Source organism: Ruegeria sp. BG3, assembly GCF_056538485.1.
Window position 1 is genome coordinate 98,720 of sequence record NZ_JBQFTE010000013.1, and the last position, 25,967, is coordinate 124,686.

Here is a 25,967-nt window from a genome sequence, read left to right on the forward strand (position 1 = left end):
ATAGGGCTGTCTTTAGCCCCAGCAGAGATCCAGGCCTTCTGCAACCGACAGCGACTCAACCCCATCAACCGGCTGGTCGGTGATGAGCGCTACGCCTGTGTCATAGAAGTCTTTGCCGGGTGTGTTTTCGGGCTTCACGCCTTCTTCAGCCCATTTCTTTACGGCCTCAACACCAAGCGAGGCCATCAACAGCGGGTACTGCTGGCTTGTCGCACCGATCACACCGGCTTCGACGTTTTGGACACCGGGGCATCCGCCGTCGACCGAAACGATCAGAACGTCGTTTTCGCGCCCGATGGATTTCAGCGCCTCATATGCGCCCGCAGCGGCCGGTTCGTTGATCGTGTGAACTACGTTGATGGATGGATCCTTGGCCAGAAGGTTTTCCATCGCGCGGCGGCCGCCTTCTTCGTTACCGTCGGTCACGTCACTGCCGACCAGACGCGCATCGGTTTCGTCACCGATGACATTCGGGTCCGCCAGGTCCACACCGAACCCGTCGAGGAAACCCTGATTGCGCAGAACGTCCACCGTCGGCTGACTGACGTTCAGATCCAGTGTCGCGATCTTGGCATCTGCTGCAGCGTCGCCCATTTTGGCCTTCGCCCATTGACCGATCAGCAGACCAGCCTTGTAGTTGTCCGTGGCGAAAGTCGCGTCCGCCGAGTCAATCGGACTCAACGGCGTATCCAGCGCAATGACCAGAACGCCTGCATCACGGGCCTGTTTGACCGCGGGAACGATCGAGCTGGTGTCGGATGCCGTCAGCAGAATGCCTTTTGCGCCATCGAGAATGCAGGTCTCAATAGCCTGGACCTGAGTTTCATGGTCGCCATCAACCTTGCCAGCAAACGCCTTGAGCGTCATGCCCAGCTCTTCTGCCTTGGCGGTCGCACCTTCCTTCATCTTGACGAAGAAGGGGTTGGTGTCGGTCTTGGTGATCAGGCAAACGGTTTCACCAGCCGCCTGTGCGGATGCTGCGGCCAAAGTCAGCGCTGTGGCGGATGCGGCAACCTTAAATAGATTTTTCATTTAGTCTCCTCCCAGAAAATTGTTGTGGCCCCGCGCGGAATAGCGACAAGGCGCGCCTCCATCCTGCAATGAAGGTCCTGCTCAAGAAACCGTGATTCTAGTCTCTGTGTCAATAAATAAATAAAGTTTATTTATTAATTTGACTGCGCATCTTTTCATAAGAAAACAAGGTGTTTATGTTTAGGGTAATGGAAAGAGAGGCGCTGAAAATACTAACTGGCGGGGTAAGCCAAAGCGGTGTTCGTGATCACAACGAACGCCTGATTCTGACGGTTTTACAACGGCATGGACCTGCTGCCGGGGCCGATGTCGCGCGGCTGACGGGCCTGTCCCCGCAGACCGTGTCGATCATCCTGCGTAAGCTCGCAAAGGACGAGATTCTCAAACGTGGGACACCGTTGAAGGGCAAAGTTGGGAAACCTTCGATCCCCATGGAACTCAATCCCGAAGGCATTCTGTCGGTGGGAATGAAGATCGGTCGCCGCAGCGCCGATCTTCTTTTGATCGACTTCACCGGCAAGCCTCGCCAACAGCTCTCGACGACTTATGACTACCCGCTGCCCGAAGCTGTGTTCGGGTTTTTGGAGGAAGGATTGCAAGAGCTTCTGGCCAATGAACCCCAGAAGCTTCGCGACCGTGTATGCGGGATCGGGATCGGTACACCGTTCGAGCTGTGGAAGTGGCACGACCTGTCTGGGCTTGCGGCTCAGAAATTCAAATCCTGGAGAAACGTGAACTTTTTTTCCGAAGTCGCCAAGTTCAGCAACCTGCCGGTTTTTGTGGTCAATGACGCCACAGCCGCGTGTCACGCCGAACATCTCTATGGCCGCGGGGCCGAGTATCGAGACTATTTTTATTTCTTCATCGGCTCAATGATTGGCGGAGGCGTTGCCTTGAATGGCACCGTATTTGAGGGCAACCAAGGCAATGCCGGTGCCTTGGGCGCCATGCGGACAACGGGTCCTTTGGGTGAGAGCCAGCAACTGATCGACACTGCATCGCTGTTTCTGCTCGAGGACAGGCTGATCGAAGCGGGTATTGATCCGGTAATCTTGTGGAAAAAGCCACAGGATTGGAGCAGCATTTCTCGCTATGTCGAACCCTGGATCGGCACCACGGCACAGGAACTGGCCAAGGCTGCGCTGTCTATTTGCGCGGTCATCGACTTTGAAGCGATTTTCATCGACGGCGCATTCCCACCTGAAATACGGGAAGAGCTGGTCTCACGAGTTCGTCGTTACCTGGCCAACCAAGACAAACGCGGTTTGATTCCTCCAGTTGTTGAAGCTGCAGCTGTTGGAGAAAACGCCCGCGGTATTGGAGCGGCAAGCAGCCCAATTTTCCGCCAGTTTCTGTTGAACACCAATGCTGGGCTTTCTGGGATGTAGCCTAAGCTTCTTGGGTTCAAGTCTTAGTCAAGAAGGAACCGCTCTTACTCAATGCGGACGCATAGGAGCAGCCGGTTCGAGGTAGCTGAAGTGTGCCATCAATTTGATTACTATGGACCACCTTGGGCCGTTTTAAAGGCTGCAACCCGTGACCGCGTCCCGCTCGACTAGCCCAACACTGTTGGCAACGAAGCGATAGCTTTTTTCCTTTGGCTGAAAAAGCACAGGATGCCAGACTTGCACGCCGCGCCAAGAATCAACTGACCGAGGCCGAAGCCGCACTTCATCAGGGTAAGAATGAAAAAGTGTTTTGTCTTTTCTGAACGGACATTCACGCTGTGTGCAGTATCTGTCTTTTTGGGCTCTTTGCTGCCCTAAGAGTCAGCGTAATAATGCAGAGCGACATCGCGAGGCTCACCATCATTCACGGCCCAATTCGGTCACTTGACTGGAAACCTAGATGCTGAAGTCGCTCCCGTATTGCCGAAACTCGTAACCAGACATTAATAGTCCGCAAGGCGCGAAAAAAGGAGGGTCCAATGCTGCTTCGGAGCAATTTTGTATTGCAGTGCTTTTTCGAGTTGAACTGAACTTATGGCAGAGTCGACCGAAGGATCCGACAGTGCGCTATTTTGAAGATGTTGCGAGAACTTGGTCCGCGATCCAGTCGAACACAAGCCTGGGTCCTCGGCCCGAGTTGGTATGGCTCCGTGACATCACATAACCGGCATCGCTGAAAACGAGATCGTCCGTAACGGTCACAAGAGAACCCTTGCTGAGCAGATCATCAATCAATCCAATCCAGCCTAATGCAACGCCTTCACCTGACAAAGCTGCCTGAGTGACCATGTCGTAGTTGTTGAAACTAATGTAATTTTTCTTTCTTTCGCCCGTTACGCCTAAGCTATCAAACCATCCTTGCCAGGTTTGCCACGCCGCGGTTGCGGGTTTTGACAGACTCAAGAGTTGAACATTGAGCAAGTCTGCAGGATTTTGGATTGGCCCGATCTTCTCTAACAGCTGAGGACTGCAAACAGCAGCTACAACCTCTTCCAAGACTAGTATTTCATCAGGTTTGATCTGGTCCTGGGGCGCAACATGAATACGAATGTCGCAATCGGTATCATTCAGACTGGGTGGCACATTTGAAGCCAAAATCTGAAATTCAATTTCATCCCCGATTTCCTCTCGGAGGTAACCAAGACGAGGCAGCAACCAGAATGTTGAGAACGCAAAATCGGCTGAGATTCGAACGCTGGGTTTAGTTTTGCGTTCCAGCAAAGAGTTTACCGCATAGTTCATCTGCGTCATTGCTGGTCTGACCACGTTCAAAAGCCTCAAACCCTCGTGTGTCAGTGAGACACCCCGGTGTTCCCTTTTGAAGAGGACGACACCCAGATCAACCTCCAAACCTTTTATCCGTTGCGAGATAGAGGACTGGGTCAGCCCGAGAGAGTCTCCCGCACTCGTAAAGTTTCCATGCTTTGCGACCATTTCGAACGCATAGAGCGCCACGAGGTTCCGGCTTAGATTGGTATTAACTTTGTTAATGTCATCCATAATTACTCAGCTACTGCAAAAGAAAGAAAATTTATACCAAAAACTATGCCAATGGGCGCGAGTGCAGCCCTGTGAAAGCAACACGGGAGCCAATGATAACAAAACAAAGCCGCGGCCATAAGCGCGGACCGCCATCCGAGTAGCGATATTCACATACGTACGATGGCTCTAAGAAGCTAATAATTTCAGAGAGCTCTAACTCTCCGGATCCATTGAGGTTGACGACGCAATTTGCGTGAATCGTTGGGCTCATTGCTTTCCCGGCAATATCGGCTGTCGGACCAAGACTAGCAGACAGTCTTACTACAATATCCAAAACAGGGAGAAGTTGACTATGGCAATAAAGCCACCTCTTTCCGAACTTCCGATTAAGACCGCCGATAACGGTTTTTATCGGGGGTTCAGTGTAAATGTCACGGTGATCAGTAAGATCATTATCAGTTTGTTGGTCGTCTGGTGCATCGTTTGGCCAACCCAGGCCGGCAGGATTCTTGGTGACTGGAACGCGGCTATTCTGGCTCAGTTTGCTGCTTGGTACATCTGGGTCGTAACCGGATTTGTTATCGTCTGTATTGGTTTGGCCATCTGGCCAGCTGCGGGACGTTTGAACCTTGGTGTCGAAGGTGAAAAGCCGGAGTTCTCAAATTTCTCCTGGTTCTCGATGATGTTCGGTGCAGGGATCGGCGTTGGGATGTTGACCTGGGCGGTTGCAGAACCCGTAGCTCACTTCAAGAACAACCCTTCGGTTATTCAGGGTGTCACTACAGCTCTAGATGCAGACAATGTGCGCACCGCCTACGTGTGGTCCTACCTACATTGGGGATTGGGCGCTTGGGCGTGCTACGCGATTGCTGGTCTTGCACTGGCATTCTTCAGCTATCGCCGCGGGCTTCCACTAACGATCCGCTCATCCTTGACACCACTTTTTGGTAAAGCGCTGTCGGGCAACCTTGGGCACCTGATTGATATCGTGGCCGTTGTTGCGACCATCCTCGGTGTGGCACAGACCTTGGGATTTGGTGTCGAGCAATTTGTGGCGGGTCTGACCCGTATCGGCATTGGTGGATTGGCCAACGCAGACGGGTCTGCCACAACACTGGGTATCGTCGTCGCCTTGCTGGTCATTATGGGTGCCTCGACGCTGTCGGCTCTGTCCGGTGTGGGTAAAGGTATTAAGTGGCTGTCAAACATCAACATGGCTTTGTCGATCTTCTTGCTGGGATTCTTCATGCTGTTCGGAGCGACATTCTTTGGCGCCAAGGCCTTCTTTGTCGGTATCTGGGATTACTTGATCGCTTTGCCTTGGCTCAGCTTCAATGTTTACGCATCAGATGGCGTTGAGGGCTCCGAGGCTTTCCTACTAGCACAGTGGCAAGGCTGGTGGCCGGTGTTCTACTGGGCTTGGTGGATCGCGTTCGCACCCTTCGTCGGGTTGTTCTTGGCGCGCATTTCGCGCGGTCGGTCCATCCGTGAATTTGTGCTGGGCGCAATGATCGTACCCTCGCTTATGTGCTTTGTCTGGTTTGCGTGGGCCGGTGGTACGGCCATCGACCTCGAACTGAATGGCGGTGCGAATGGCGTGATTCTAGACGCAGCCAATGGTGACAAGATCTTTGCCATGACTACGTACATGCTCGCGCCAATAGCGGAGTTCCTTGCCTGGGCGATGGCGGTAGTGATCGTGATCCTTTTGATGACGTTCCTTGTAACTTCAGCTGACTCGGCAGTTCTGATCGTGAACACGATCAACGCTGCTGGAGACGAAGGGCCCAAGGCTCGCCCGCACATCATGTTCTGGGGTGCGGCGCTGGCATTGGTCGTTGGCGGCTTACTAATCTCTGGTGGAACAGGGGCAATCCAGACAGCCATGGTAATCGGCGCATTACCTTTCTCTATAGTCATGGCGCTGATGTGCATTGCGTTGATAAAAGCGATCTGGAACGATGGGCGCCGCGAAGCTGCCGGCATCGCATCAACTATTGATCCAGAAACATCGACGATGCCAGCGGAATAATATTGCATAGCCAGTAGTGACCCTGGGACGTTCCTAGGGTCACAAGCATGAAAGCAACACACACAGAAACCTATCAAAAGTGCGGTTTTTTTTTACGCTGCGCACTGATTAGTTGATCACAATTGAAAATGCGTCCTACGTTGAATGTTGCAAAGTCAGCTTTTGCACACTAGCTGCTATGATACACGATATGGCAATTTGCACTTCGAGTTCATTGTGGTCGTTCTTGGCATACAAGACAATTGGATCATATCTCGCACATTGGATTGATTGTCCGTTTTGTCCGTGGATGTGGACTCCACTCAACCAGAGGCCACTTCAGGCAACACCGATTCAATGACGCTCGCCGTTCGTTTTTTGGATTGATTATCTATTGGTTACGCGCTTCGGTTTTTGGTACATACCATTGCTGCCTTCCAAGATACATGCCCTACGCCCACAACCAGGATTTAAGTTAAGCTGACCCAAGCCGCATTCCTTGAAGAACTCTGCACGCATGCGGCTACAAACTTAACACCATTTAGCCCGTCATAAACCGTTGGATAAACAACCGACGCATCAGGCGAACTCCCATTTCGGAAAGCTTGGATCGCCTCAGCAGCCTCTCCATAGATATTGGCGAAACCTTCAAGATATCCCTCGGGATGACCCGGAGGGACTCTGCTCAACCGATTGGCAGCATCACCAGCTCCAGCTCCATTTCGAGTGATCAGACGCTTGGGTTCGTTGTATGGTGTGAACCAAAGGTAATTGGGATCTTCTTGGGCCCACTCCAGCCCACCTTTTTCGCCGTAGACCCGCAACCGAAGTGCGTTTTCATTTCCGGGAGCCACCTGAGACGACCACAGCATACCTCGCGCTCCGCCTTCGAAGCGAAGCAAGACGTGGGCGTTGTCATCGACTTTGCGCCCCGGCACAAAGGCCTGCAAGTCCGCCGCCAGGCTTTCCGCTGTCAGCCCGGTTACAAAGCAAGCGAGGTTGTAAGCGTGGGTTCCGATGTCACCGGTCGATCCGCCCGCGCCCGAGCGTTCGGGATCAGTTCGCCACTCAGCCTGTTTGAAATCCTGCTGCTCGGTCAGCCAGTCCTGCGGGTACTCAACCTGAACCACACGAATCTTGCCAATTTCGCCGTTGGCAACCATTTCGCGCGCCTGCCGAACCATCGGATAACCCGTGTAGTTGTGGGTCAAAATGAATAGGGCATTCGCGCTTTCTGCTGCTTTGACCAGCTTTTTTGCATCGGCAAGGGTCGAGGTGAGTGGCTTGTCACAAATGACATGAATACCGCGTTTCAGGAACTCACGCGCGGCTGCATAATGGACGTGATTTGGCGTGACGATTGAGACCGCCTCAATCCCAGATTTCAGCCGGGCTTCCCTTATCGCCATTTGTTTGAAGTCTTCATAGACCCGTTCGAGCCCCAATGCCTGACCGCTTTCAAGAGACTTCTCTGGCGTCGAAGACAAAGCACCGGCAACCAGCTCGAACTTGTCGTCCAGTCGAGCGGCTATGCGATGAACACCGCCTATGAAGGCGTCACTTCCGCCGCCAACCATGCCAAGGCGAATACGTCCTGACGTTTCTTCACTGCGTCCTGTGACCATCACTCAATCCCCAGCATTTTACGATTGGCGGCTTCGTCGGCACCACCATCAGCGAAATCATCAAAGGCTTTCTCGGTCACACGGATGATGTGATCGGACACGAACTGAGCGCCTTCACGCGCGCCATCCTCGGGGTGCTTGAGACAGCATTCCCATTCGACCACAGCCCAGCCATCAAAGTCATTCGCAGCCATTTTTGAAAACACAGCCCCGAAATCCACTTGGCCATCGCCAAGCGACCGGAACCGCCCGGCCCGATCAACCCAGCTTTGATATCCGGAATAAACACCCTGCCGCCCGGTCGGGTTGAACTCGGCGTCTTTCACATGGAACATCCGGATCCGATCTTTGTAGATGTCGATATTGTCCAGATAGTCGAGACATTGCAGCACGTAGTGTGACGGGTCGTATAGCATGCAGGCCCGTGGGTGATTTCCCGTCCGTTCCAGAAACATCTCGTACGTCACACCATCGTGGAGGTCCTCTCCGGGGTGGATTTCATAGCAAACATCAACGCCGCAGTCTTCGGCGTGATCAAGGATTGGCACCCAACGACGCGCAAGCTCATCAAACGCCGTTTCAATCAAGCCGGCAGGGCGTTGCGGCCAAGGATAGACATAGGGCCATGCTAGCGCGCCAGAGAATGTTGCATGTGCGGAAATACCCAGGTTTTTTGACGCTGACAGAGCCTTTTTGACCTGATCCACTGCCCATTCTTGCCGGGCTTTCGGGTTCCCGCGAACGCTTTCGGCAGCAAAGCCATCAAACGCGCTGTCATAGGCGGGGTGAACGGCCACAAGCTGCCCCTGAAGGTGTGTTGAAAGTTCGGTGACTTCGACGCCATTTTCTTGGGCTTTGCCTTTGAAGTCATCGCAATAACCGGTGCTGGACGCGGCTTGTTCCAGGTCGAATAACCGACCGTCCCAACTGGGAACTTGAACGCCTTTGTATCCACAATCCGCCGCCCATTTGGTGATCGCGTCCCACGAATTGAATGGTGCTTCGTCCCCCGCAAATTGTGCAAGAAACAAAGCTGGACCTTTGATCGTCTTCATATAATTTCCTCCCCAAAACCTATGCCTCTATGGCGGTAAATTATCCTTCAGATAGATGTCGATACGGATACGTTCCTGCGCTTTGTTGAATGGAACCTTATCCGTAGTTGCGCGCAATAGACGGACGGCAGAACGAACAATATGCCCGGTGTCTTGTGAGATTAAGGCGTCAAATGTGCCAAGCCTAAGCGCCTCACGACTGAGCGGCGTGAGCTCATGCGCTATGATCACCAGATCTTTGCTGAACCTGTTTTCTGAGAGAAATTGAATCAGACCCGCATTGCCCGCTGCTGACGAGTATATTCCAACAAGATCCGGGTAAGTCTCAAAGATTTCAGGCATCATCTTGTAAATCAGATCCGGGTCATCCCGGCCCTCGACGGACGCGACCACTTCGAGGTGCGGAAACTCCCCAGCCACAACTAAATCAAAACCCTGGCGGCGCTCCAGATGATCACGTGCCAAACGAGAACCTGTAAGAACCAACACTTTGCCCGGGCGATGCACAAACCGTCCCATCAGCTGAGCGGCGGTCCGTCCTGCCGAAACGTTATCAATTCCTACAAAGTGGTCTCGATCGGAACTGGGCAAGTCAGACACCAAGGCGACCACCGGAACGCCTTTGTCCCTGAGCCTTTTGACAGCATCGCGAACAGAAGGCGTTTCGGGCCCAAAAACGGCGACTCCGTCTACATCCAAACTGTCCACAGCATCCAGAATGTTGACGATATCTTGCGGTTCAAACGGAGCGACCTTCTTTATCGCAATGCGGGTCCGCTCGATAAATTGGTCACGGGATTGTTCTGCGATCTGACTGCTGATTGCCTCCACAAACTCGTTGTCCGTGTCCGGCAGAACAAAGAGGAAGTTGTAAACTCGGTTTCGCGCAAGGTTGGCCGCGGCCGTATCGCGCACATAGCCCAGCTCATCAATTGCCTTTTGTACTTTCTGTACGGTTACGGCACGCACGCCGGGGCGTCTGTTCAAGACCCGGTCTACAGTCGCGAGACTGACACCCGCGACGCGCGCGAGGTCGTTGACGGTTGGCTTTTTCACCAATTCTAGTTTTTGTTTTTGGTCTTCCACGTGTTCTTCAGCCCTCAATCTCCCGCGCCAAGCCTTCAAATAACAAAGCAACAGCCTCAGCACCGGGATCGTTATGTCCAACTAGGTTTTCTTCGGGAACATAGGCTGCCCGGCCTGCCTTCGCACGACGAATATTTGCGGTGTTGTTCGCGCCTTCGCGGGCAGCCTCGGCCGCATGCGTAAGACCAGATGGCAGTGCGGCAAGTGCCGGTGCCAAGGCGTCAATCATTGTTCTGTCACCGACCTTGGCACCCCCAACCTGACTGACGCGATTCAGACCTTCGACCAGGGACTTTGGCACCGAAGCCCCGCTCGCACAGGCGTCTCCAGCTGCGTTGAAAAAGATTGCGAGTATCACGCCGGATGAGCCACCCATTGTCTGGCTTAACTCATTGCCCAACGCCGGAAACAGTTGCGTCAGATCAGCAAGCGGCATGCGATCAAGGCTACCTTGCAATGCTCTTGCGGCAGTCGCCAATGTGCTTCCTGTATCGCCATCTCCGGATTTCGCGTCCAGCTCATTCAGGGTTTTCTCGGCGTTGATGAGCAGCTCAGACAACCGGGTGATCGTTTCCTTTGTTGCGGGATTGTTCGAAGGAATTGGATCGATCGGGGTCAGGCCATCAGGCAATGGTGCAACTTTGATCGGGCCGATGGAATTGACCCCGGGCCATGCGGCCAGATCAACAGGTGCTTCAAGGGCTGATAAATCGTCCTGATCCACGGGCAGAATGGAAACCGAAAACCCGTGCATATCCAGCGATGTCATCATGGGGGCCGGGCCAATGATATGGTGGGCGATACCGGTTTCGGACAACGCATGCGTGAGGACAGACATTTCCAACGGAGTTGTTGAGCCGAGGTTGTTAACCAACGCCACGCAGTCCCCAGACCCAACCCTTTGCTTCAGCTTCTCCACCACTGTGGACATGGCCGATACCGCGTTTGAGAACTCGACTTGCTGTACACCGGGCTCGCCATGAATACCCAAGCCAAGCTCTGCCTTCCCGGGTGCGATCCTGTCTTCTTTCGGAGAACCCGGAACGGTACAGGTGTCCAGGCTCATACCGATGCTGACAACCTTTGCTATGGTTCGTCTCGCTGCGGCGGTGACGGTGTCCAAATCGGCACCGCTTTCGGCAAGCGCCCCGGCGATTTTGTGAACGAACAACGTTCCCGCAACGCCACGTGGTTGCGGAAGGTCGGGCAGGGCGATGTCATCGTCGACAACGACCATCTCGACCTTGCGACCCAAAGCGCGGGCGCGTTCCGCCGCCAGTCCAAAATTCAGCCGATCACCAGTGTAATTCTTGACAATTAGCAAGCATCCAGCCTCACCCGTGACAGCAAGAATGCCCGCTAGAACCGCCTCGACCGAGGGCGAGGCGAACACTTCCCCACACACCGCGGCTGTCAACATACCGGCGCCAACGAAACCGGCATGGGCGGGTTCGTGACCGGACCCTCCTCCGGATACCAGGGCGACCTTCGACTTGTCCCAATCCGACCGGTAAACAACCTTGATATGCGGATAGCCGTCTAGCCGGGTTAGCTGCCCGCCAGAGGAAGCCAGAAGGCCGTCTATCGCCTCTGTCACCAGGGTTTCTTTTGTGTTGAGGAACTGGGCCATGCTTTTGCTCCTTAATTCACGCGCGCGCCGGACGCGTCAAAATACAACGGGTTGTGGGGGCGGATTTTTATAATCTTTCCAGATGGGTAGTCCTGATGGACATCAATCAGGGTCACAACCGGGTGACCATTCAGGTCCAGGTGCAGCCGTGTTTGATCTCCCAGATGCTCGGCGCGTATCACACGCGCCTCGCTGCCTTCGCCTTCAATGATGTTTTCCGGACGCAGGCCAATCTGCGGGCCTTTGTGATCGCCTCCAAATAACTCGGACGGCAGGATGTTGATCCGCGGCAGACCCAACCGGCTGGCGACATAAACACTGCCCGGGTTTTCATAGATATCCCGGGGTGTTCCGTATTGAACCAACCGGCCGTTTTCCAAAACGCCGATATGCGTCGCCATTGTCATGGCTTCGACCTGATCGTGGGTCACGTAGAGCAAGGTTGATCCCAGATCGGCCTGAATCCTTTTCAGCTCGACCCGCAAATCCGCCCGCAGCTTAGCGTCCAAAGAGCTGAGCGGTTCGTCCATTAGGAAGATCTGCGGATCGCGCACCAGAGCCCGTCCGATCGACACACGCTGCATTTCGCCGCCTGACAGTTCAGTGGCTTTGTTGTCCAGCTTGTGCGGGATCTGGAGGATTTCTGAGACTTCGTTGACCTTCCTTGCGATCTCATCCTCTGGCGTCTTCAGGATCGGCGACCGCAGCGGGAAAGACAGGTTCTCGCGCACCGTCATATGCGGGTATAGCGAGTATTGCTGGAAGACCATCGCCACATCGCGCTGGGCGGGCGTATCTATTCCAACATCTCGCCCGGCAATCCACACCGTTCCCGAATCCAGTTTCTCAAGCCCGGAAATCAATCTCAGAGTCGTTGTTTTTCCCGCTCCAGTCGGGCCCAACAACACCACAAAGGCCCCGTTGGGGATCGTCATTGAGATATCATCCACCGCTTTGACGTTGCCAAATGACTTCGAGATATTCTCCAACACGACTTCAGCCATTGCTTAGTACCTCGTCGTTCAGAGCGGACCTCAACGCGCGCCCAGTAGACTTTTCAAACAGGGTTACTGCGCGGGAGCGGAACTCCAATCCCACTGTCTCGCCGGGATTAACGGTTTCGCGCGCATCAATCCGGGCTTTTAGCTCTCCGTTCGGGCTTTGCAGCGTCACGATCTGGGTGGTTCCCAAATACTCTGCGGCCAGGACCTTGGCCCTGTAGGCGCTCGCATCCGACAGAAAAACATGCTCGGGGCGAACACCGAAAACCAAGTCTCCTTCTGCCCCTTCCATCAGTTTGGGCACGGCTTCGTCATGGCCATTCAATCGAACCATTTCCGAGCCAGGTTCGACCTTTCCTTGAAACGGCAAGAAGTTCATCGAAGGCGATCCGATGAAGTCCGCAACGAACATCGTAGCTGGTTTGTCGTAGATTTCCTGAGGTGTGCCGAATTGCTCGATCACAGCGTTGTTCATCACCACGATCTTGTCGCCCATTTGCATGGCCTCCAGCTGATCATGCGTGACGTAAACAGTCGTTGCGCCCATGCGATCATGAAGCGCGCGGAGTTCTTCGGCCATATGCTCACGAAACTCGGCATCCAAGGCACCCAGCGGTTCGTCCATCATGAACGCCTTGGGTTCGCGAACAATCGCGCGACCCAGCGCCACGCGCTGCCTGTCGCCGCCTGATAGTCCACCTACCGGGCTATCGAGTATATCGTTGATGCCCAGAATTCCCGCGACTTCCTCGACTTTGGCTTTGACAGCAGCACGCGGCATACCCTGCGATATCAGCGGATAACTGATATTCTTGCGTACGTTCATGTGCGGGTACAGCGCGAACATCTGGAACACGAAGGCAATGTCCCGCTCTGACGGCGGGCGCTGGCTGATCTCTTCGCCGTCCAGATAAATCTCACCCGACGTTGGAAGCTCCAACCCTGCGATCATACGCAGGGTCGTGGTTTTTCCGCATCCGGACGGGCCCAGCAGCATGAAGAACTCGCCGTCCTCAATCGTGAACGAACTTTCGCGGACAGCCGTGAAATCGCCGAACATCTTCTTTACGTTTTTAACTACGATCTGGGCCATTTCTACTCCGGGAAATGACTGACGATGATGAACATGACGGTTCCGATCAGCGTGACGATGAAAGAGTAGGTGAAGGCCCAAAGGACAAAGGGTTGCATCAGCATGAAGACACCCAGTGCAATCAGGATGGTTGCAACCATCTCCCATGGGCCGCGGCGGAGCCGTAGTAATCCGGTCAGAAACTCGCTCATTTGCGTACGGCTCCGAATGTGATCCCTCGCAGCAAGTGTTTGCGCATCAGGATGGTGAAGATCATGACAGGGATCAGGAAGATCGTGGCACCTGCTGCCACCGCGGGCCAGTCCAAGCCGCCAATACCGATAATCGTCGGAATGAACGGAGGTGCAGTCTGCGCATTCGCGGATGTCAGCAGCACGGCAAACGCGTACTCATTCCAGGCGAAGATCAGGCAAAAGATCGCAGTTGACGCGATGCCTGTGGCGGCTTGCGGCAGCACCACTTTGTAGAAGGCCTGAAACCTCGTGTAGCCATCTATGAGCGCGGCTTCTTCGTACTCTCTGGGGATTTCGTCGATGAACCCTTTCAGCAACCAAACCGCCAGGGAGATATTTACCCCTGTATAGAGCAGGATCATCCCGAGATGCGTGTCGCTCAAACCAAGGTTTCTGAACATCAGGAAAATCGGGATGGCGACGGCGACCGGAGGCATCATCCTTGTACTGAGGATGAAGAATAGAAGGTCGTCCTTGAGCGGGACCTTGAACCTGCTGAACGCATAGGCGGCAAGCGTGCCAAGGAAGATACTCAAGAATGTCGAGCCAAATCCGATGATTACTGAATTCATAAAACGCTCGCCGAACTTGGACGGCCCGACAATCACCATGTCGTATTGACGCACGATCTCATCGGCCCAGTTCTGAGGCGGGTTGGCTTCCAGAAATTCCTGGGTTTGCCGCGTGCGGGTGGTGAAGAGATTGACGTAGCCTTCAAGCGTGGGGTCAAACACCACTTTGGGCGGATAGCTGATCGCGTCGGCGGGCGATTTGAAACCGGTCAACAAGATCCATACCAGCGGGATCATTGTGATCAGCGCATAAGTAATGACTAGGAAGCCTGCGATCCATTTGGACCGGTTCGAAGGTTCAGTGACGGAAAAACTGCTCATCTCTGTTTCACCTTGTTCAGGGCTTTGACGTAGATCGACGCAAGGCCGAACACGGTGACGAAAAGGATGATCGCATAGGCTGACGCATAGCCCGTACGCCATTTTTCAAAGGCTTCGCGTTTCAGGTTTATCGAAGTGAGTTCCGTAACAGACCCCGGCCCACCGCCGGTTAGTTGCACCACCAGGTCGAACATCTTGAAGTTCTCGATCCCTCGAAACAGCACAGCGAGCATCAGGAACGGCAGCACCATCGGGATGGTAATCGTAAAGAACTGCCGCAGCTTGCTAGCCCTGTCGATCTCAGCCGCCTCATAGATGTAGTCGGGAATGCTTCGCAGGCCTGCCAGGCAGATCAGCATCACGAAGGGGGTCCACATCCAGGTGTCGACAATCACGATCGCCCATGGGGCCAACGTGACAGATCCCAGCATTTCAAAGCTCGATGGGTCCTTGCCGGTAAACCAGGACACGATGTAGTTAAACAGGCCGATTTGAGGTTGATACAGGAACTTCCAGAAGTTCCCGACAACCGCCGGAGACAGCATCATCGGCAGCACGATAATCGTGGTCCAAAGATCGTTGCCCTTGAATTTCTTGTTGATCAGCCACGCCAGAGCAAACCCGATCAGAACCTGGAAAAAGATCGTCCAGAACAGGAAATGCGCCGTCGCCTGCATGTTCAGCCAGGTGTCCGAGTCCGTCAGGATACGCTCGTAGTTCCTGAGCCCGACATCTTTGACTTCACGCCCGATCCGGTTGGCTTTGTAGTTGGTAAAGCTCAGTTGGATGGTCCAAATCAACGGAAAGATGTTGATCGCCAGCAATAGAAAAATCGTTGGGGAGATGAATATCCAGGCGATCGCGCGGTCGGATAGTCCCCGGATTTTTCGCGCAACTCGCTCGGGCGTTGCCTGCGCAACGCGATCTACGGTCCTGTCAGACATCTCTTTGCCAGTTCTTGTTGGTGTAGGACTCACGGGTGAAGGTGGAGCGGGATTGCACCCGCTCCGGCCTGTGTCCGGATTAAAGCTTGCCTTCGTCTTCGAAGACTTCCGTCCAATCTTCGATCAGAAGATCCAACGCTTCCTGAGCTGTACCTTGGTCAGCAACCACGTAGTCGTGGATGCGTTTCTGCATTGCCAGCAGAAGTTCCGCGTAAGCAGGCTCTTGCCAGAAATCCTGCACACCGCCCATTGCTTCCAGGAAGTCTCCGGCAAACGGTTGACTGTCCACGAAACCGGGGTCTTCCAGTACCGAGTTGTGCGCCGAGTAGCCGCCTAGCTCCCACCATTTGGCCTGCACTTCTGGCTGCGCGAACCACTTGATGTACTCAAGTGCAGCGTCCTGCTTGTCGGAGTAGCTGACAACAGAGATACCTTGTCCGCCCAGTGTCGAACCAGCCTGATTTTGGGGTGGGTTCACGAAGAAGTCGATCTTGTCACCGCCGGTATTGGGGTCAGCATAGAGACCTGGGAAGAACGCAAACCAGTTCATGGCCATGGCGACCTGACCGGACTTAAAGGCGTCCAGGCTCTCACCCATGTAGGAGTTGGTATATCCCGGAGGCGTCGCGGTTTCGTAGAATTCCTTGTAGAACTCCAAAGCTTCAACCGCTTCGGGTGAGTTTACCGCGCCTTCCATGTCATATGAGCCCGGAGTGTTTTCGTATTTGAAACCCCAAGGATACAGCGCTCCGGTCACACCCATGGTGATTCCTTCCGAGCCGCGCTCGGTAAAGATTGCGGCGCCATAGACGGTCTTGCCGTCGATCTCACGACCTTGGAAGAACTGTGCGATCTGCAGCAGCTCTTTCTGAGACTGCGGTTCACGCAGGTCCTGACCCGTCGCCTCTTTGTATGCAGCTTGAATGTCGGGGTTTTCAAACCAGTCCTTGCGATAGAACCAGCCGTTTGCATCGCCCATCGCAGGCAGCGCGTAATAGTTTGGTGTACCCTTAGGCCAGGTCGAGTAAGCGTAAACAGTGGCCGGCGCGAAATCGTCCATGCTGATGCCTTCGGCGTCGAAGAACTCGTTCAGCTGGACATAGTGACCATTCTCGGCGCCACCACCGATCCATTGGCTGTCACCAATCAGCAGGTCGCAGAGCTTACCCCCGGAGTTCAGCTCGTTCAGCATCCGGTCCGCAAAATTTGGCCAGGGAACAAACTCGAAGTTCATTGTGTGGCCGGATTCTGCTTCGAATTCTTTTGATAGCTCAACAAGCGCGTTGGCCGGGTCCCATGCAGCCCAACAAAGCGTCAGATCTTCAGCATTTGCCTTGGTAGAAAGAGTAGTAGCGGCAAGGACTATTGCGCTGGCCGAGGCCAGTTTTGTGTAAGTCATCCATTCCTCCCTTTTTGCGCCGTCAATCGAGGATGTGCGAATCGCGGCATACTTCCAAGGCTATTTGAGGTACGCACCTCAAGTCCAGAAATTTTTGAGGTTCGTACCTCAAATAGTCAAAGAAGGTCGTCGACATCGCTTTTTAGTTATTGATTTTATTTAATTTACTTGTTCTCGTTGATGCGCATGTATTTTTGACAGTTAGGATTTTTGAGGCCCTGTTGATCCAAAATGGTACATCCCGTACCGCTGCAATGATGTGTCCAGCAGGTTAAGCGAACACGCTTTTGAGACACTCACAGATTATTTGGTCGATACCTTGGAGAATTGGAGATAGCGTCAAACAGCACGGACCACGCAGGATCGTGTAAAACTCGTTTGGTCAGGTGCAGACGTATGAACACGCTCTCTATCGTCAGATTGAACCGGTACCCAATTAAAGGTTTGAGTGCCGAGCCCATGCAAACCGTAAAGCTGCGAGCAGGAGAGGGGATTCCTGGTGATCGTTTGTTCGGATTCGCGCGCTACAACTCCGGTTTCGATGCGCAGAACCCTCAGCCACTACCGAAAGATCGCTTTGTTGTTCTGTTGAATGAGGCTGCACTGGCAGGCGTTAAGACGAGTTTTGATATTGAGACCCAATTTCTTGAGATCAAGGCGAGCGGCAAAACACACAGCTTTAATATGCAAGCACCAGAAGATCGGATGAATGCGGCAAGTTTCCTGTCTTCGGAGATCGATTTAAAAGATCCCGAACCGCCAAATTTCGTTTCGTCTGCTCCTCATCGGTTTACAGATGTGTCTGTCGTCTCACCTAAAATGATGAATGCGATATCCGTTTTAAATCTGGCGTCTGTGGAGAAATTGGGTGAACAACTGAACGCGGAAATCCACCCAGCACGCTTCCGGGCGAATATTGAGATAGAAGGCTTACCCCCGTTTTCTGAGCTGGACGCAGTTGGATCAGTTCTTAGATTTGGCGATGTCGAGTTAAAGATACTCTCGCGCACGAAAAGGTGTGCTGCCACCGAGGTGAACCCGGGTACGGCCGAGCGGGACTTGAAGATACCCTATCTAATTCGGAAGTTGATGGGCCATATGGACATGGGTGTCTACATTGAGGTGGCTAAAGGCGGAACGCTGAGCGTTGGCCAAACTGGGGAAATGCTAGATTGAATACTACCCCCCCGGCCAAAGCAGTAACCCAAGTCGGTTTGCCCTGCGTTCTCTCAAATGATTTGTGTCTACACTTTCAACAGTCGTCTTCTTGCGCGACCAGCGTAGCGAATTTAACTCCCTCGAAAAACGATGCTCCAGTTTAAGCATGTTATTGACCGAACCTAGAAGATTTACCAACAACGTTGTTTGTGGACTATTCTGACCGTTTCTTGGGCTTGAAAAGAAAGATGGGCCTATGTGCGCTGACCACGCGTTTGAAGGTCTTTTTGTCGTCAATGGTAGTTTTGATGAGATTGAGGCAAATCACTTGGTAAAAGGGTGAAAGCTCAGCTGTCACCGAAAGGCAGATCTATGTGTCGCCCCGCATAGTTATTGAACTTCACGCGAACTTGACCCAACCGTTACGGTTGGACCAGAAACTAGGCGAACGATCGGCATCAGGTAGCACCCTTGTGTTGTACATCAGTTGAACTATGACCTTTGCATCGTAAACTGAGCGAACTCACCCATTTTATGGTCCCGTAAACAGTGCCCTTCAACCTGACTTGCCCTACGCAGAACCAGCGCCGAATTGCAGCCCAAATGGCTTCAAACCTGTGTTTCCAGATTCGGGTGGTCTTGAACAAATTTTTCAAAGTACTCGGCAAACGTTCCGACGATCGGTGGGAGTTGTTCGTATGGGGGGTAGTACAGCGTCAACCATAACGACGTGATAGACCAGTTTGACATGACCTGCACGACTTGCCTGCCAGCTAATCCCTTGTCAATAATGAAATCCGGTAGAACACATATGCCTTCTCCTGCGACCGCAAGAGCGTAGAGAAAGTCTCCATTGTTGGAGATTATATTTCCGCCTGCTTGAACTGAAACGTTGCTACCTGCATGCGAGAAATCCCAAGTTTCCGAGCGGCCTTGCGCGCTGTAAGACATCAGAAAGTCTGGATTCAGATCGCGCGGATGATCAGGCCGGGGTATGTGTTCAAACAGAGATGGCGCAGCAATCATATGCCGCGGAACTTCGCAGAGTTTGCGCCAAATTGTCGACTTGTCGGTAGGCGGACCTGACACACGTACAGCGAGGTCGCAGTTTTCCTCAATCACATCGAGCAGGGTGTCGGTGAAGTTGATCTCGACTGAAATATTCGGATAGGCGAGACGAAACCCCGAGATCACTTGCGGCAGCAACGTGACGCCCAGTGATACCGGCGCGGTCAGACGCAAATGGCCCTTGTCAGGTTGATTGGCCCGTTGAAGAGTTCGTGTGACCTCTTCAAACCCCTCCAAAAGCGGTCTGTACTTCGCAAGGACAGTTGCTCCGGCGCTGGTTAGTGAAACTTGCCTAGTCGTACGCACCAGAAGCTGTGTGCCCAGGTCTCTCTCAAGCTGTGCTATGATGCGTGTTGCTGATGCCGGCGCGATGCCCAGTTCGCGCGCTGCCAGAGAAAAGCTTTTCAGGTCTGATACGGCGCGCAGAACGCGGATGGGCTTCAGCTCGATCATCTCAGTTCAATAATTCCGTTTTCGTCAATAATAAACAAAAATTATTGTCTATTAACTTTAATAATAGATGCGCCATCTTTGATGCAAGTTGAACTCTCGCCCAGGAGCGGAACATGATCAAAGATATCAAAGGGCTGCACCACGTCACTTCGATGGCTGCAGATGCCAGCACCAACAACGCTTTCTTTACCAACACGCTTGGCATGCGCCGGGTGAAAAAGACGGTCAATTTCGATGCGCCTGAGGTGTATCACCTCTACTACGGGGACGAGGTTGGAACACCGGGTTCGGTCATGACCTATTTTCCTTTTGGTCAGATGCCAAAGGGACGCAGAGGCGCCGGCGAAGTCGGCGTGACAGAGTTTGCCATCCCCACAGGTGGTGTCGAATTCTGGAAACAACGTCTTGCCTCCAAGGGTGTGACTGGGCTGGCCGATGACACGGTCTTCGGAGAAAAGCGTCTGTCTTTTGACGGCCCCGATGGCGATAGCTTTGCATTGGTCGAGTCTGATGCGCGAGGCCGGACAGCTTGGACTCAGGGCGGGGTTCCTGATGAGGCCGCGATTCTTGGGTTCCGGGGCGCTCGGTTCTCTCTGAAGGATGTCGATGCGACGGGCGAACTGCTAACCTTCATGGGATACCAGAAGGCTGAAACCAAAGGTGACGTCACTCGCTATGTGATCGAAGGGGGCAACGCTGCAGACACGATCGATCTGCAGCAGCTATCGTCAAGTACCCCGACCGCTGGTCAGGGCGCTGGGTCCGTTCATCATATCGCTTTTGCCGTCGAGGACCGCGCCGCGCAACTGCGTGTTCGGCAGGCCTTGCTGGATACAGGCTATCAGGTCACGCCGGTTATCGACCGTGACTATTTCTGGGCGATCTATTTCCGCACGCCGGGTGGTGTGCTGTTTGAGATCGCTACCAACGAGCCCGGTTTTGACCGCGATGAAGACACGGCCCATCTGGGTAAGGCGCTTAAGTTGCCTACCCGCTACGAGCCACATCGCAGCAAGATCGAAAGTCTCCTGCCCCCACTTGCATCATGATTTCAGAGGTTGAAATGTCCAAAGATCTCTATCAGGCGCTTGTGCATGCGCCGCAACCCGCCCGTCCGCTGGTCTTTGCCTTTCATGGCACCGGAGGGGATGAGCATCAGCTTGTTGAATTGGCCGGCACTCTTGTTGCTGGCGCCGGGGTCGTATCACCACGCGGCGATGTCTCTGAAATGGGGGCCGCGCGGTTCTTCCGCCGCACGGCCGAAGGAGTGTATGACATGGAGGACCTTGCGCGTGCGACAGACAAGATGACTGCGTTCATCGAGGCCCATCGCGCGTCTCATCCCGGTCATCCGGTCTATGGCTTCGGCTATTCGAACGGGGCAAACATCTTGGCGGCGGTCCTTCTAAAACGCCCTGACTTGTTCGAGCGGGTCGGCCTTTTGCATCCGATGGTTACGTGGGAACCGAACGCGCATCCTAAGCTGGTGGGGCGGAAAGTTCTGGTGACCGCCGGACGACGCGACCCAATCACGCCATGGCCAATGACGGAACGCCTTATCAGTTGGCTTTCTGAACATGGTGCCGAGGTCACTTCGGACGTCCATGAAGGCGGACACGAGCTGCGAAACTCTGAACTGACGGCTTTAGCCTCCCACTTCAACGGGAATGTCGGCCCCGGGTGAAGGTTCACGCATTGCATTCAACGTAGACAACACGGCGGCTTCTTTGCGCGCCCAGGACATGAACTCATGAATATGCTCTTCAAGTTCCCGGCCCGGGTGGCAACATATGAAATAGCTGAACCCGGTTTCCACCACCGGGCCGAACGGGCAAACAAGCCGACCGTCCGAAAGCGCGGAATAGACCAGCAGCGACCCGCAGAGCGCGACACCCGCGCCTGCGATCGCAGCGTCCACAATCTGGCCACCCGGAGGTCTTTCGAACCGCATGGCTTTCGAAGGATCAACCGCATTCGGAAGCCCGGCGTGTTGGCTCCAAAGAACCCAACTGGGAACCGACCCGTCCAGCATCGGCGTTGTATCGTACAGAACATGCGTGGCCTTGATGCCGGCAGGGGACTTTATATCGAACGTGTCCAGCACAGCTGGGCTGGCGACCACCAGCATCAACTCGCGGTGAAGCAACTCCGTATAGCGGTCCTCAGGCGGTTCGCTGGTGTATCGAATTTCGATATCGGCGGTCGCGTGGGTTTTGTGGTCCGAAGGGTTTTCGGACTCAATATGGACCTGAACATCGGGGTGGTCCTTGGTGAACTTGTGCAACCTTGGCAAAAGCCACTTGCTGATCAACGCATTGCTGGAACTGATGCGCAGTTTAGGCGTCTTTTTGGGTCGGACCTCATCGACAACCTGACGGATCTGCAAGAACGCTTCGCTGATCGTTGGCTGCAAGCGCTGCCCTTCGGGTGTCAAATGGATCGCGCGGGTCTTTCGCACAAACAAAGCCACCCCAAGGTCGGCCTCCAGCGCCTTGATCTGCTGGCTAACCGCACCCGGCGTCACCGAAAGCTCATAGGCCGCTTCCTTGATCGAGCCGCGCCGCGCTGCGGCCTCAAAGGCGCGCAAACTTAGCAAGGAAGGCAATCGGGACAGCGGCATGGCAATACAGAAAAACAGTTTAGCCTAACTAATGCATACCCGCAGAACTTCTGCTTTGTCGAGTTCAAACTACGCCCCACATCGAAGAGCAACAGAACTTGGAACTGAGTGAAATGATCAAGATCCACGAAAAAGCATCGCGGGGACGTACGCAAAACGGATGGCTGGACAGCTATCACACGTTTTCGTTCGGCCAGTTCCAAGACCCGACGCGGATGGGGTTCGCCAATCTGCGCGTAATCAACGAAGACAGCCTGATCCCGGGTGGTGGTTTTGCTGCACATGGTCATGCGGATATGGATATCATTACACTGGTTCTGGATGGACAGCTGCGCCACGAGGACGATCAGGGCAATGTCGCCAGTATCAGCACAGGCGAAGTGCAGGGAATGTCGGCAGGCAAGGGCGTGCGCCATTCCGAATACAACAGGTCCACGTCGGAGCCCGCAAAATTCCTGCAAATCTGGCTGATCCCTGATCAGCTCGGTGGTAAGCCTTCATACACACAAGCCTCGCTTCCGAGCGAAGGGGATGTCCTGCTCGCTGGACCCGCCACGTTGCACCCTTTGATCCCGTTGAGATCAAGGGCGCGACTGGTGCTTCGTCGGTTCACCGAAGGACAAGAACTTGCGCTTTCTCCAAATGGCGAAAGTGACCACTTCGTTCATCTGCTGGATGGCCTTGCCAATGCCGAGCACGAACGTCTGAGCGCGGGTGACGGTCTACAGGTTCCGCGATCCGAACAGGTCACCTTGCGGTGGCACACCGACGGGGCTGCGCTGGTTTTCGATATGCCAAGCCCCTCGGCAAGGAAAGAACCCAAAACCCTCAAAGCCAGATCAATCGAACCAGAATTGCAAGGAGACCCGACGTGACTTGGCAACCATATCTCATATCGCTCGCAGCGGGCCTCGGGATTGGGGTCATCTATGGCCTGATCGCAGTCCGCAGTCCCGCCCCGCCAATCATCGCGCTTTTGGGCCTCTTGGGCATGCTCGCCGGAGAAGCTGCAGTGCAATGGATCCGGGGTCATTCCGACGCCGTGTCACAGGCCCTGCATCTAAAATCCTTCGCCGTCACGCAGGCGGAAGAGACGGGCCAATCAACCGAACCCAAAACCCTTTAGCCCCATCCAACCTCAACCAAGGAATGAAAAATGTCCAAACTTGAAGTCCTTACACCAGAGAACAGCCAGATCATCTTCATCGACCATCAGCCACAGATGGCTTTTGGCGTGCAGTCGATTGATCGTCAGACGCTGAAGAATAACACCGTTGCCTTGGCCAAAGCCGCCAAGATCTTTGACGTGCCCACTATCATCACCACGGTCGAAACGGACAGTTTTTCGGGGCATACCTATCCTGAACTTCTGGATGTAAACCCACAGGCACCTCTTCTCGAACGCACGTCGATGAATTCCTGGGACGACCAGAAAGTCCGCGATGCACTGGCACGAGGAGCTGCGGAAGGACGCAAGAAAATCGTTGTCTCGGGTCTTTGGACCGAGGTCTGCAATATCACCTTCGCGCTGAGCTGCATGGCCGACACGGACTACGAAATTTACATGGTTGCTGACGCGTCGGGCGGTACGTCGGTTGATGCCCACAAATACGCGATGGACCGGATGGTTCAGGCCGGAGTCATCCCCGTGACCTGGCAACAGGTTCTGCTGGAATGGCAGCGAGATTGGGCACGGCGCGACACCTACGATGCTGTCATGGACTTGGTGCGCGAACACTCCGGTGCTTACGGCATGGGCGTCGATTACGCTTACACGATGGTTCACAAGGCGCCATCGCGCAGCCGCCACTCTGGCCCTACGCTGGAAGCGGTACCTGCCGGAAAAGTCGCCGCAGAGTAGTCTGCCGCGCAACGCCCGCTCGGTCCCCTCATCCCTCCCCATGAAACCGAGCGGGAGAATTTCCAAACCATTCTCATCTGTGCCCGACCTGCGGGCGCCGACCACTCCCGCTTTGCCAAAGGATGCGCACCATGGCCGCCCCAGACAAGATACTCTTCAACGGCAAGATCACGACAATGGATCCCGAAAGGCCCGAAGCAACGGCCGTGGCAATTTCAGGGGATCAGATCACCGCCGTTGGAACGGACAAGGACATGCTTGGGCTTGCGGGCCCCAAAACCGAAACCATTGATCTGGGCGGCCAGCGTGTAATTCCCGGTCTGATCGACAGCCATACGCACATCATCCGACAAGGCAACAACTTCGCCATGGAGCTGCGCTGGGATCACGTTCCGTCGCTTGCCGACGGTCTGCGTATGCTGAAGGCGCAGGCAGAGCGCACTCCTGCCGGGCAATGGATCCGCGTGGTTGGTGGTTGGTCCGTTGATCAATTCGCTGAAAAGCGTTTGCCAACGATTGATGAGATCAATGCGGTCGCGCCGGATGTGCCTGTCTACGTGTTGCATCTCTATGATCGGGCGTGGCTGAACAAAGCCGCCCTGCGTGCAATCGGCATCGACAAACACTTCTACGAGCCCTTTGTCTCAGGGCGTCTGGAGCGGGACGATCAGGGCAACCCGACTGGTCTCGCGATGGCGCGCCCCAACGCGCAACCGCTTTACGCGTTGTTGGATATGGCCCCCAAGCTGGATTTCGAACAGCAGGTCACCTCGACCAAGCACTATTTCAAGGCGCTGAATGGTCTTGGATTGACCTCGGCTTTGGATTGCGCGGGTGGGTTCCTGAACTATCCAGATGACTACGGCGTCATCACCGAGTTGAACAAACGCGGCGAGCAAACCGTGCGAATCGGCTATCAGCTTTTTGCGCAGCGTCCGATGTTTGAGTTGGACGATTTCAAACGCTGGAATGACATCGTCAAGCCAGACGAAGGCAACGACTACCTGAAATGTGTGGGCGCGGGCGAGATGCTGGTCGCGTCTGCCTATGATTTCGAAGATTTCAGCTACCCGCGCCCCGATCTGCCCAAGCGAATGGAAGGGGACCTCAGGCCAGTACTCGAGTTTCTGTTCGAGAACCGCTGGCCGATCCGGTTCCACTGCACTTACGAGGAAAGCGCCCACCGGTTGCTGAGCCTTATTGAAGAGGTCGGCCGTGACAAAGGGCTGGAAGAGCTGAATTGGATTTTCGATCACGGTGAGACGATCTCAGAATCCACCATGGAATGGGTTGCCCGCCTGGGCGGCGGGATCAGCTACCAAAACCGCATCGCTTTTCAGACCACAGCCTATCGTGATCGCTATGGCGAAGATGCCCTGCGCAAAGTCATGCCGGTCAAGAAGATGATGGCCTCGGGTGTGCCTCTGGCTGCTGGCACGGATGCGACGCGGGTGTCGTCCTATAATCCGTGGTTGGCCATTCACTGGGCCGTTTCTGGCAAGGGTCGTGGCGGGGACATCATCTGGAGTGCGGCGAACCGTTTGGATCGGCACGACGCGCTGCGTCATTGGACCGCCGCCGGGGCTTGGTTCAGCCGGGAAGCGGGAAAGAAAGGTCAGATCAAGGCGGGGCAATGGGCGGATATCGCCGTGCTCGACCGGGATTATTTCTCGATCGCCGAGGACGCGATCACCGAGATCGAGGCCGACTTGACACTCACAGGCGGCAAGATCGTGCACGCCAAGGCCCGATTTGCGGCGCATGCACCGGCCCCTCTGCCAGAGCTTCCCGATTGGTCACCCGTTCCAATTTTCGGCGCTCCCGGCGCTTCGACGCAATGCCAAGGCCGCCTTGCCGCTGAATAGCGGCAAGACC

At 54.5% G+C, this 25,967-nt stretch carries 23 protein-coding genes; 9 read left to right on the forward strand and 14 right to left on the reverse strand.

Going from position 1 to position 25,967, the window contains the following annotated elements; genetic code table 11:
• Positions 1–12 precede the first annotated feature (12 nt).
• Positions 13–1,032, reverse strand: coding sequence for a substrate-binding domain-containing protein (locus ACR0AI_RS19845; protein ID WP_480676621.1), 1,020 nt, complete (start codon positions 1,030–1,032; stop codon positions 13–15).
• A 188-nt stretch (positions 1,033–1,220) separates the two neighbouring features.
• On the opposite strand from ACR0AI_RS19845, the gene ACR0AI_RS19850 reads away from it, so the two are divergent.
• On the forward strand, positions 1,221–2,420 hold the full coding sequence (locus ACR0AI_RS19850; protein WP_480676623.1) for an ROK family transcriptional regulator: 1,200 nt from the start codon (positions 1,221–1,223) through the stop codon (positions 2,418–2,420).
• Positions 2,421–3,047: 627 nt separating this feature from the next.
• Here ACR0AI_RS19850 and ACR0AI_RS19855 read toward each other — a convergent pair.
• Positions 3,048–3,980, reverse strand: coding sequence for a LysR family transcriptional regulator (locus tag ACR0AI_RS19855; RefSeq protein ID WP_480676625.1), 933 nt, complete (start codon positions 3,978–3,980; stop codon positions 3,048–3,050).
• Between the two features lie 334 nt (positions 3,981–4,314).
• On the opposite strand from ACR0AI_RS19855, the gene ACR0AI_RS19860 reads away from it, so the two are divergent.
• Positions 4,315–5,994 (forward strand): BCCT family transporter, encoded by a 1,680-nt coding sequence (locus tag ACR0AI_RS19860; RefSeq protein WP_480676627.1) that lies wholly within the window; start codon positions 4,315–4,317, stop codon positions 5,992–5,994.
• A gap of 449 nt (positions 5,995–6,443) precedes the next feature.
• Here the strand turns inward: ACR0AI_RS19860 and ACR0AI_RS19865 are convergent, their stop codons facing one another.
• The 10 genes from ACR0AI_RS19865 to ACR0AI_RS19910 form a co-directional block, all read right to left on the reverse strand.
• Positions 6,444–7,598 (reverse strand): Gfo/Idh/MocA family protein, encoded by a 1,155-nt coding sequence (locus ACR0AI_RS19865; protein ID WP_480676629.1) that lies wholly within the window; start codon positions 7,596–7,598, stop codon positions 6,444–6,446.
• A complete protein-coding gene (locus ACR0AI_RS19870; protein ID WP_480676631.1) occupies positions 7,598–8,653 on the reverse strand; it encodes a sugar phosphate isomerase/epimerase family protein in 1,056 nt (351 codons plus the stop codon). Before ACR0AI_RS19870 ends, ACR0AI_RS19865 begins: the two co-directional genes overlap by 1 nt.
• Positions 8,654–8,680: 27 nt before the next feature.
• Entirely contained in the window at positions 8,681–9,739 is a 1,059-nt protein-coding gene (locus ACR0AI_RS19875) for a LacI family DNA-binding transcriptional regulator (protein ID WP_480676633.1), read from the reverse strand.
• Between the two features lie 7 nt (positions 9,740–9,746).
• On the reverse strand, positions 9,747–11,369 hold the full coding sequence (locus tag ACR0AI_RS19880) for a dihydroxyacetone kinase subunit DhaK (RefSeq protein WP_480676635.1): 1,623 nt from the start codon (positions 11,367–11,369) through the stop codon (positions 9,747–9,749).
• 11 nt (positions 11,370–11,380) lie between these two features.
• Positions 11,381–12,373 carry an ABC transporter ATP-binding protein gene (locus tag ACR0AI_RS19885; protein WP_480676637.1) on the reverse strand — a complete coding sequence of 331 codons (993 nt, stop codon included), beginning with the start codon at positions 12,371–12,373 and terminating at the stop codon, positions 11,381–11,383.
• A complete protein-coding gene (locus ACR0AI_RS19890; RefSeq protein ID WP_480676639.1) occupies positions 12,366–13,463 on the reverse strand; it encodes an ABC transporter ATP-binding protein in 1,098 nt (365 codons plus the stop codon). Before ACR0AI_RS19890 ends, ACR0AI_RS19885 begins: the two co-directional genes overlap by 8 nt.
• Before the next feature lie 2 nt (positions 13,464–13,465).
• Positions 13,466–13,654 carry a hypothetical protein gene (locus ACR0AI_RS19895; protein WP_155150119.1) on the reverse strand — a complete coding sequence of 63 codons (189 nt, stop codon included), beginning with the start codon at positions 13,652–13,654 and terminating at the stop codon, positions 13,466–13,468.
• On the reverse strand, positions 13,651–14,589 hold the full coding sequence (locus ACR0AI_RS19900; RefSeq protein WP_010442361.1) for a carbohydrate ABC transporter permease: 939 nt from the start codon (positions 14,587–14,589) through the stop codon (positions 13,651–13,653). Before ACR0AI_RS19900 ends, ACR0AI_RS19895 begins: the two co-directional genes overlap by 4 nt.
• On the reverse strand, positions 14,586–15,533 hold the full coding sequence (locus ACR0AI_RS19905; RefSeq protein ID WP_155150124.1) for a carbohydrate ABC transporter permease: 948 nt from the start codon (positions 15,531–15,533) through the stop codon (positions 14,586–14,588). Before ACR0AI_RS19905 ends, ACR0AI_RS19900 begins: the two co-directional genes overlap by 4 nt.
• Before the next feature lie 79 nt (positions 15,534–15,612).
• Positions 15,613–16,932: an ABC transporter substrate-binding protein gene (locus tag ACR0AI_RS19910; RefSeq protein WP_170375848.1), complete on the reverse strand. Its 1,320-nt coding sequence runs from the start codon at positions 16,930–16,932 to the stop codon at positions 15,613–15,615.
• Positions 16,933–17,328: 396 nt separating this feature from the next.
• On the opposite strand from ACR0AI_RS19910, the gene ACR0AI_RS19915 reads away from it, so the two are divergent.
• Complete coding sequence (locus tag ACR0AI_RS19915; RefSeq protein ID WP_480676641.1) at positions 17,329–18,108, forward strand: MOSC domain-containing protein; 780 nt, start codon at positions 17,329–17,331, stop codon at positions 18,106–18,108.
• A 591-nt stretch (positions 18,109–18,699) separates the two neighbouring features.
• Here the strand turns inward: ACR0AI_RS19915 and ACR0AI_RS19920 are convergent.
• Positions 18,700–19,611, reverse strand: coding sequence for a LysR family transcriptional regulator (locus tag ACR0AI_RS19920; RefSeq protein ID WP_480676643.1), 912 nt, complete (start codon positions 19,609–19,611; stop codon positions 18,700–18,702).
• Between the two features lie 113 nt (positions 19,612–19,724).
• Here ACR0AI_RS19920 and ACR0AI_RS19925 point away from each other — a divergent pair, with 113 nt between their 5' ends.
• Entirely contained in the window at positions 19,725–20,660 is a 936-nt protein-coding gene (locus ACR0AI_RS19925) for a VOC family protein (RefSeq protein WP_480676645.1), read from the forward strand.
• A 14-nt stretch (positions 20,661–20,674) separates the two neighbouring features.
• On the forward strand, positions 20,675–21,295 hold the full coding sequence (locus ACR0AI_RS19930) for an alpha/beta hydrolase (RefSeq protein WP_170690357.1): 621 nt from the start codon (positions 20,675–20,677) through the stop codon (positions 21,293–21,295).
• Here the strand turns inward: ACR0AI_RS19930 and ACR0AI_RS19935 are convergent.
• Positions 21,257–22,207: a LysR family transcriptional regulator gene (locus ACR0AI_RS19935; protein ID WP_480676647.1), complete on the reverse strand. Its 951-nt coding sequence runs from the start codon at positions 22,205–22,207 to the stop codon at positions 21,257–21,259. The two genes, ACR0AI_RS19930 and ACR0AI_RS19935, sit on opposite strands and share 39 nt — an antisense overlap.
• 137 nt (positions 22,208–22,344) lie before the next feature.
• Here ACR0AI_RS19935 and ACR0AI_RS19940 point away from each other — a divergent pair, with 137 nt between their 5' ends.
• From ACR0AI_RS19940 to ACR0AI_RS19955, 4 genes are all read left to right on the forward strand, one after another.
• Positions 22,345–23,106 (forward strand): pirin family protein, encoded by a 762-nt coding sequence (locus ACR0AI_RS19940; RefSeq protein WP_480676649.1) that lies wholly within the window; start codon positions 22,345–22,347, stop codon positions 23,104–23,106.
• Positions 23,103–23,357 (forward strand): DUF1427 family protein, encoded by a 255-nt coding sequence (locus ACR0AI_RS19945; protein WP_480676651.1) that lies wholly within the window; start codon positions 23,103–23,105, stop codon positions 23,355–23,357. The genes ACR0AI_RS19940 and ACR0AI_RS19945 overlap by 4 nt, the downstream gene beginning before the upstream one ends.
• Positions 23,358–23,387: 30 nt before the next feature.
• Positions 23,388–24,092 carry a hydrolase gene (locus ACR0AI_RS19950; protein WP_068333923.1) on the forward strand — a complete coding sequence of 235 codons (705 nt, stop codon included), beginning with the start codon at positions 23,388–23,390 and terminating at the stop codon, positions 24,090–24,092.
• 131 nt (positions 24,093–24,223) lie between these two features.
• Positions 24,224–25,957, forward strand: a complete 1,734-nt coding sequence (locus ACR0AI_RS19955) for an amidohydrolase (RefSeq protein ID WP_480676654.1) — start codon at positions 24,224–24,226, stop codon at positions 25,955–25,957.
• Positions 25,958–25,967: the final 10 nt, after the last annotated feature.

What these genes read in the sequence shown, in the direction of transcription:
- ACR0AI_RS19845 (WP_480676621.1), bottom strand. Translation starts at nt 1,032, where the DNA reads ATGAAAAATCTATTTAAGGTTGCCGCATCCGCCACAGCGCTGACTTTG.
- ACR0AI_RS19915 (WP_480676641.1), top strand. Translation starts at nt 17,329, where the DNA reads ATGAACACGCTCTCTATCGTCAGATTGAACCGGTACCCAATTAAAGGT.
- ACR0AI_RS19860 (WP_480676627.1), top strand. Translation starts at nt 4,315, where the DNA reads ATGGCAATAAAGCCACCTCTTTCCGAACTTCCGATTAAGACCGCCGAT.
- ACR0AI_RS19905 (WP_155150124.1), bottom strand. Translation starts at nt 15,533, where the DNA reads ATGTCTGACAGGACCGTAGATCGCGTTGCGCAGGCAACGCCCGAGCGA.
- ACR0AI_RS19910 (WP_170375848.1), bottom strand. Translation starts at nt 16,932, where the DNA reads ATGACTTACACAAAACTGGCCTCGGCCAGCGCAATAGTCCTTGCCGCT.
- ACR0AI_RS19950 (WP_068333923.1), top strand. Translation starts at nt 23,388, where the DNA reads ATGTCCAAACTTGAAGTCCTTACACCAGAGAACAGCCAGATCATCTTC.
- ACR0AI_RS19855 (WP_480676625.1), bottom strand. Translation starts at nt 3,980, where the DNA reads ATGGATGACATTAACAAAGTTAATACCAATCTAAGCCGGAACCTCGTG.
- ACR0AI_RS19955 (WP_480676654.1), top strand. Translation starts at nt 24,224, where the DNA reads ATGGCCGCCCCAGACAAGATACTCTTCAACGGCAAGATCACGACAATG.
- ACR0AI_RS19925 (WP_480676645.1), top strand. Translation starts at nt 19,725, where the DNA reads ATGATCAAAGATATCAAAGGGCTGCACCACGTCACTTCGATGGCTGCA.
- ACR0AI_RS19920 (WP_480676643.1), bottom strand. Translation starts at nt 19,611, where the DNA reads ATGATCGAGCTGAAGCCCATCCGCGTTCTGCGCGCCGTATCAGACCTG.
- ACR0AI_RS19880 (WP_480676635.1), bottom strand. Translation starts at nt 11,369, where the DNA reads ATGGCCCAGTTCCTCAACACAAAAGAAACCCTGGTGACAGAGGCGATA.
- ACR0AI_RS19870 (WP_480676631.1), bottom strand. Translation starts at nt 8,653, where the DNA reads ATGAAGACGATCAAAGGTCCAGCTTTGTTTCTTGCACAATTTGCGGGG.
- ACR0AI_RS19900 (WP_010442361.1), bottom strand. Translation starts at nt 14,589, where the DNA reads ATGAGCAGTTTTTCCGTCACTGAACCTTCGAACCGGTCCAAATGGATC.
- ACR0AI_RS19940 (WP_480676649.1), top strand. Translation starts at nt 22,345, where the DNA reads ATGATCAAGATCCACGAAAAAGCATCGCGGGGACGTACGCAAAACGGA.
- ACR0AI_RS19885 (WP_480676637.1), bottom strand. Translation starts at nt 12,373, where the DNA reads ATGGCTGAAGTCGTGTTGGAGAATATCTCGAAGTCATTTGGCAACGTC.
- ACR0AI_RS19930 (WP_170690357.1), top strand. Translation starts at nt 20,675, where the DNA reads ATGTCCAAAGATCTCTATCAGGCGCTTGTGCATGCGCCGCAACCCGCC.
- ACR0AI_RS19865 (WP_480676629.1), bottom strand. Translation starts at nt 7,598, where the DNA reads ATGGTCACAGGACGCAGTGAAGAAACGTCAGGACGTATTCGCCTTGGC.
- ACR0AI_RS19895 (WP_155150119.1), bottom strand. Translation starts at nt 13,654, where the DNA reads ATGAGCGAGTTTCTGACCGGATTACTACGGCTCCGCCGCGGCCCATGG.
- ACR0AI_RS19850 (WP_480676623.1), top strand. Translation starts at nt 1,221, where the DNA reads ATGGAAAGAGAGGCGCTGAAAATACTAACTGGCGGGGTAAGCCAAAGC.
- ACR0AI_RS19890 (WP_480676639.1), bottom strand. Translation starts at nt 13,463, where the DNA reads ATGGCCCAGATCGTAGTTAAAAACGTAAAGAAGATGTTCGGCGATTTC.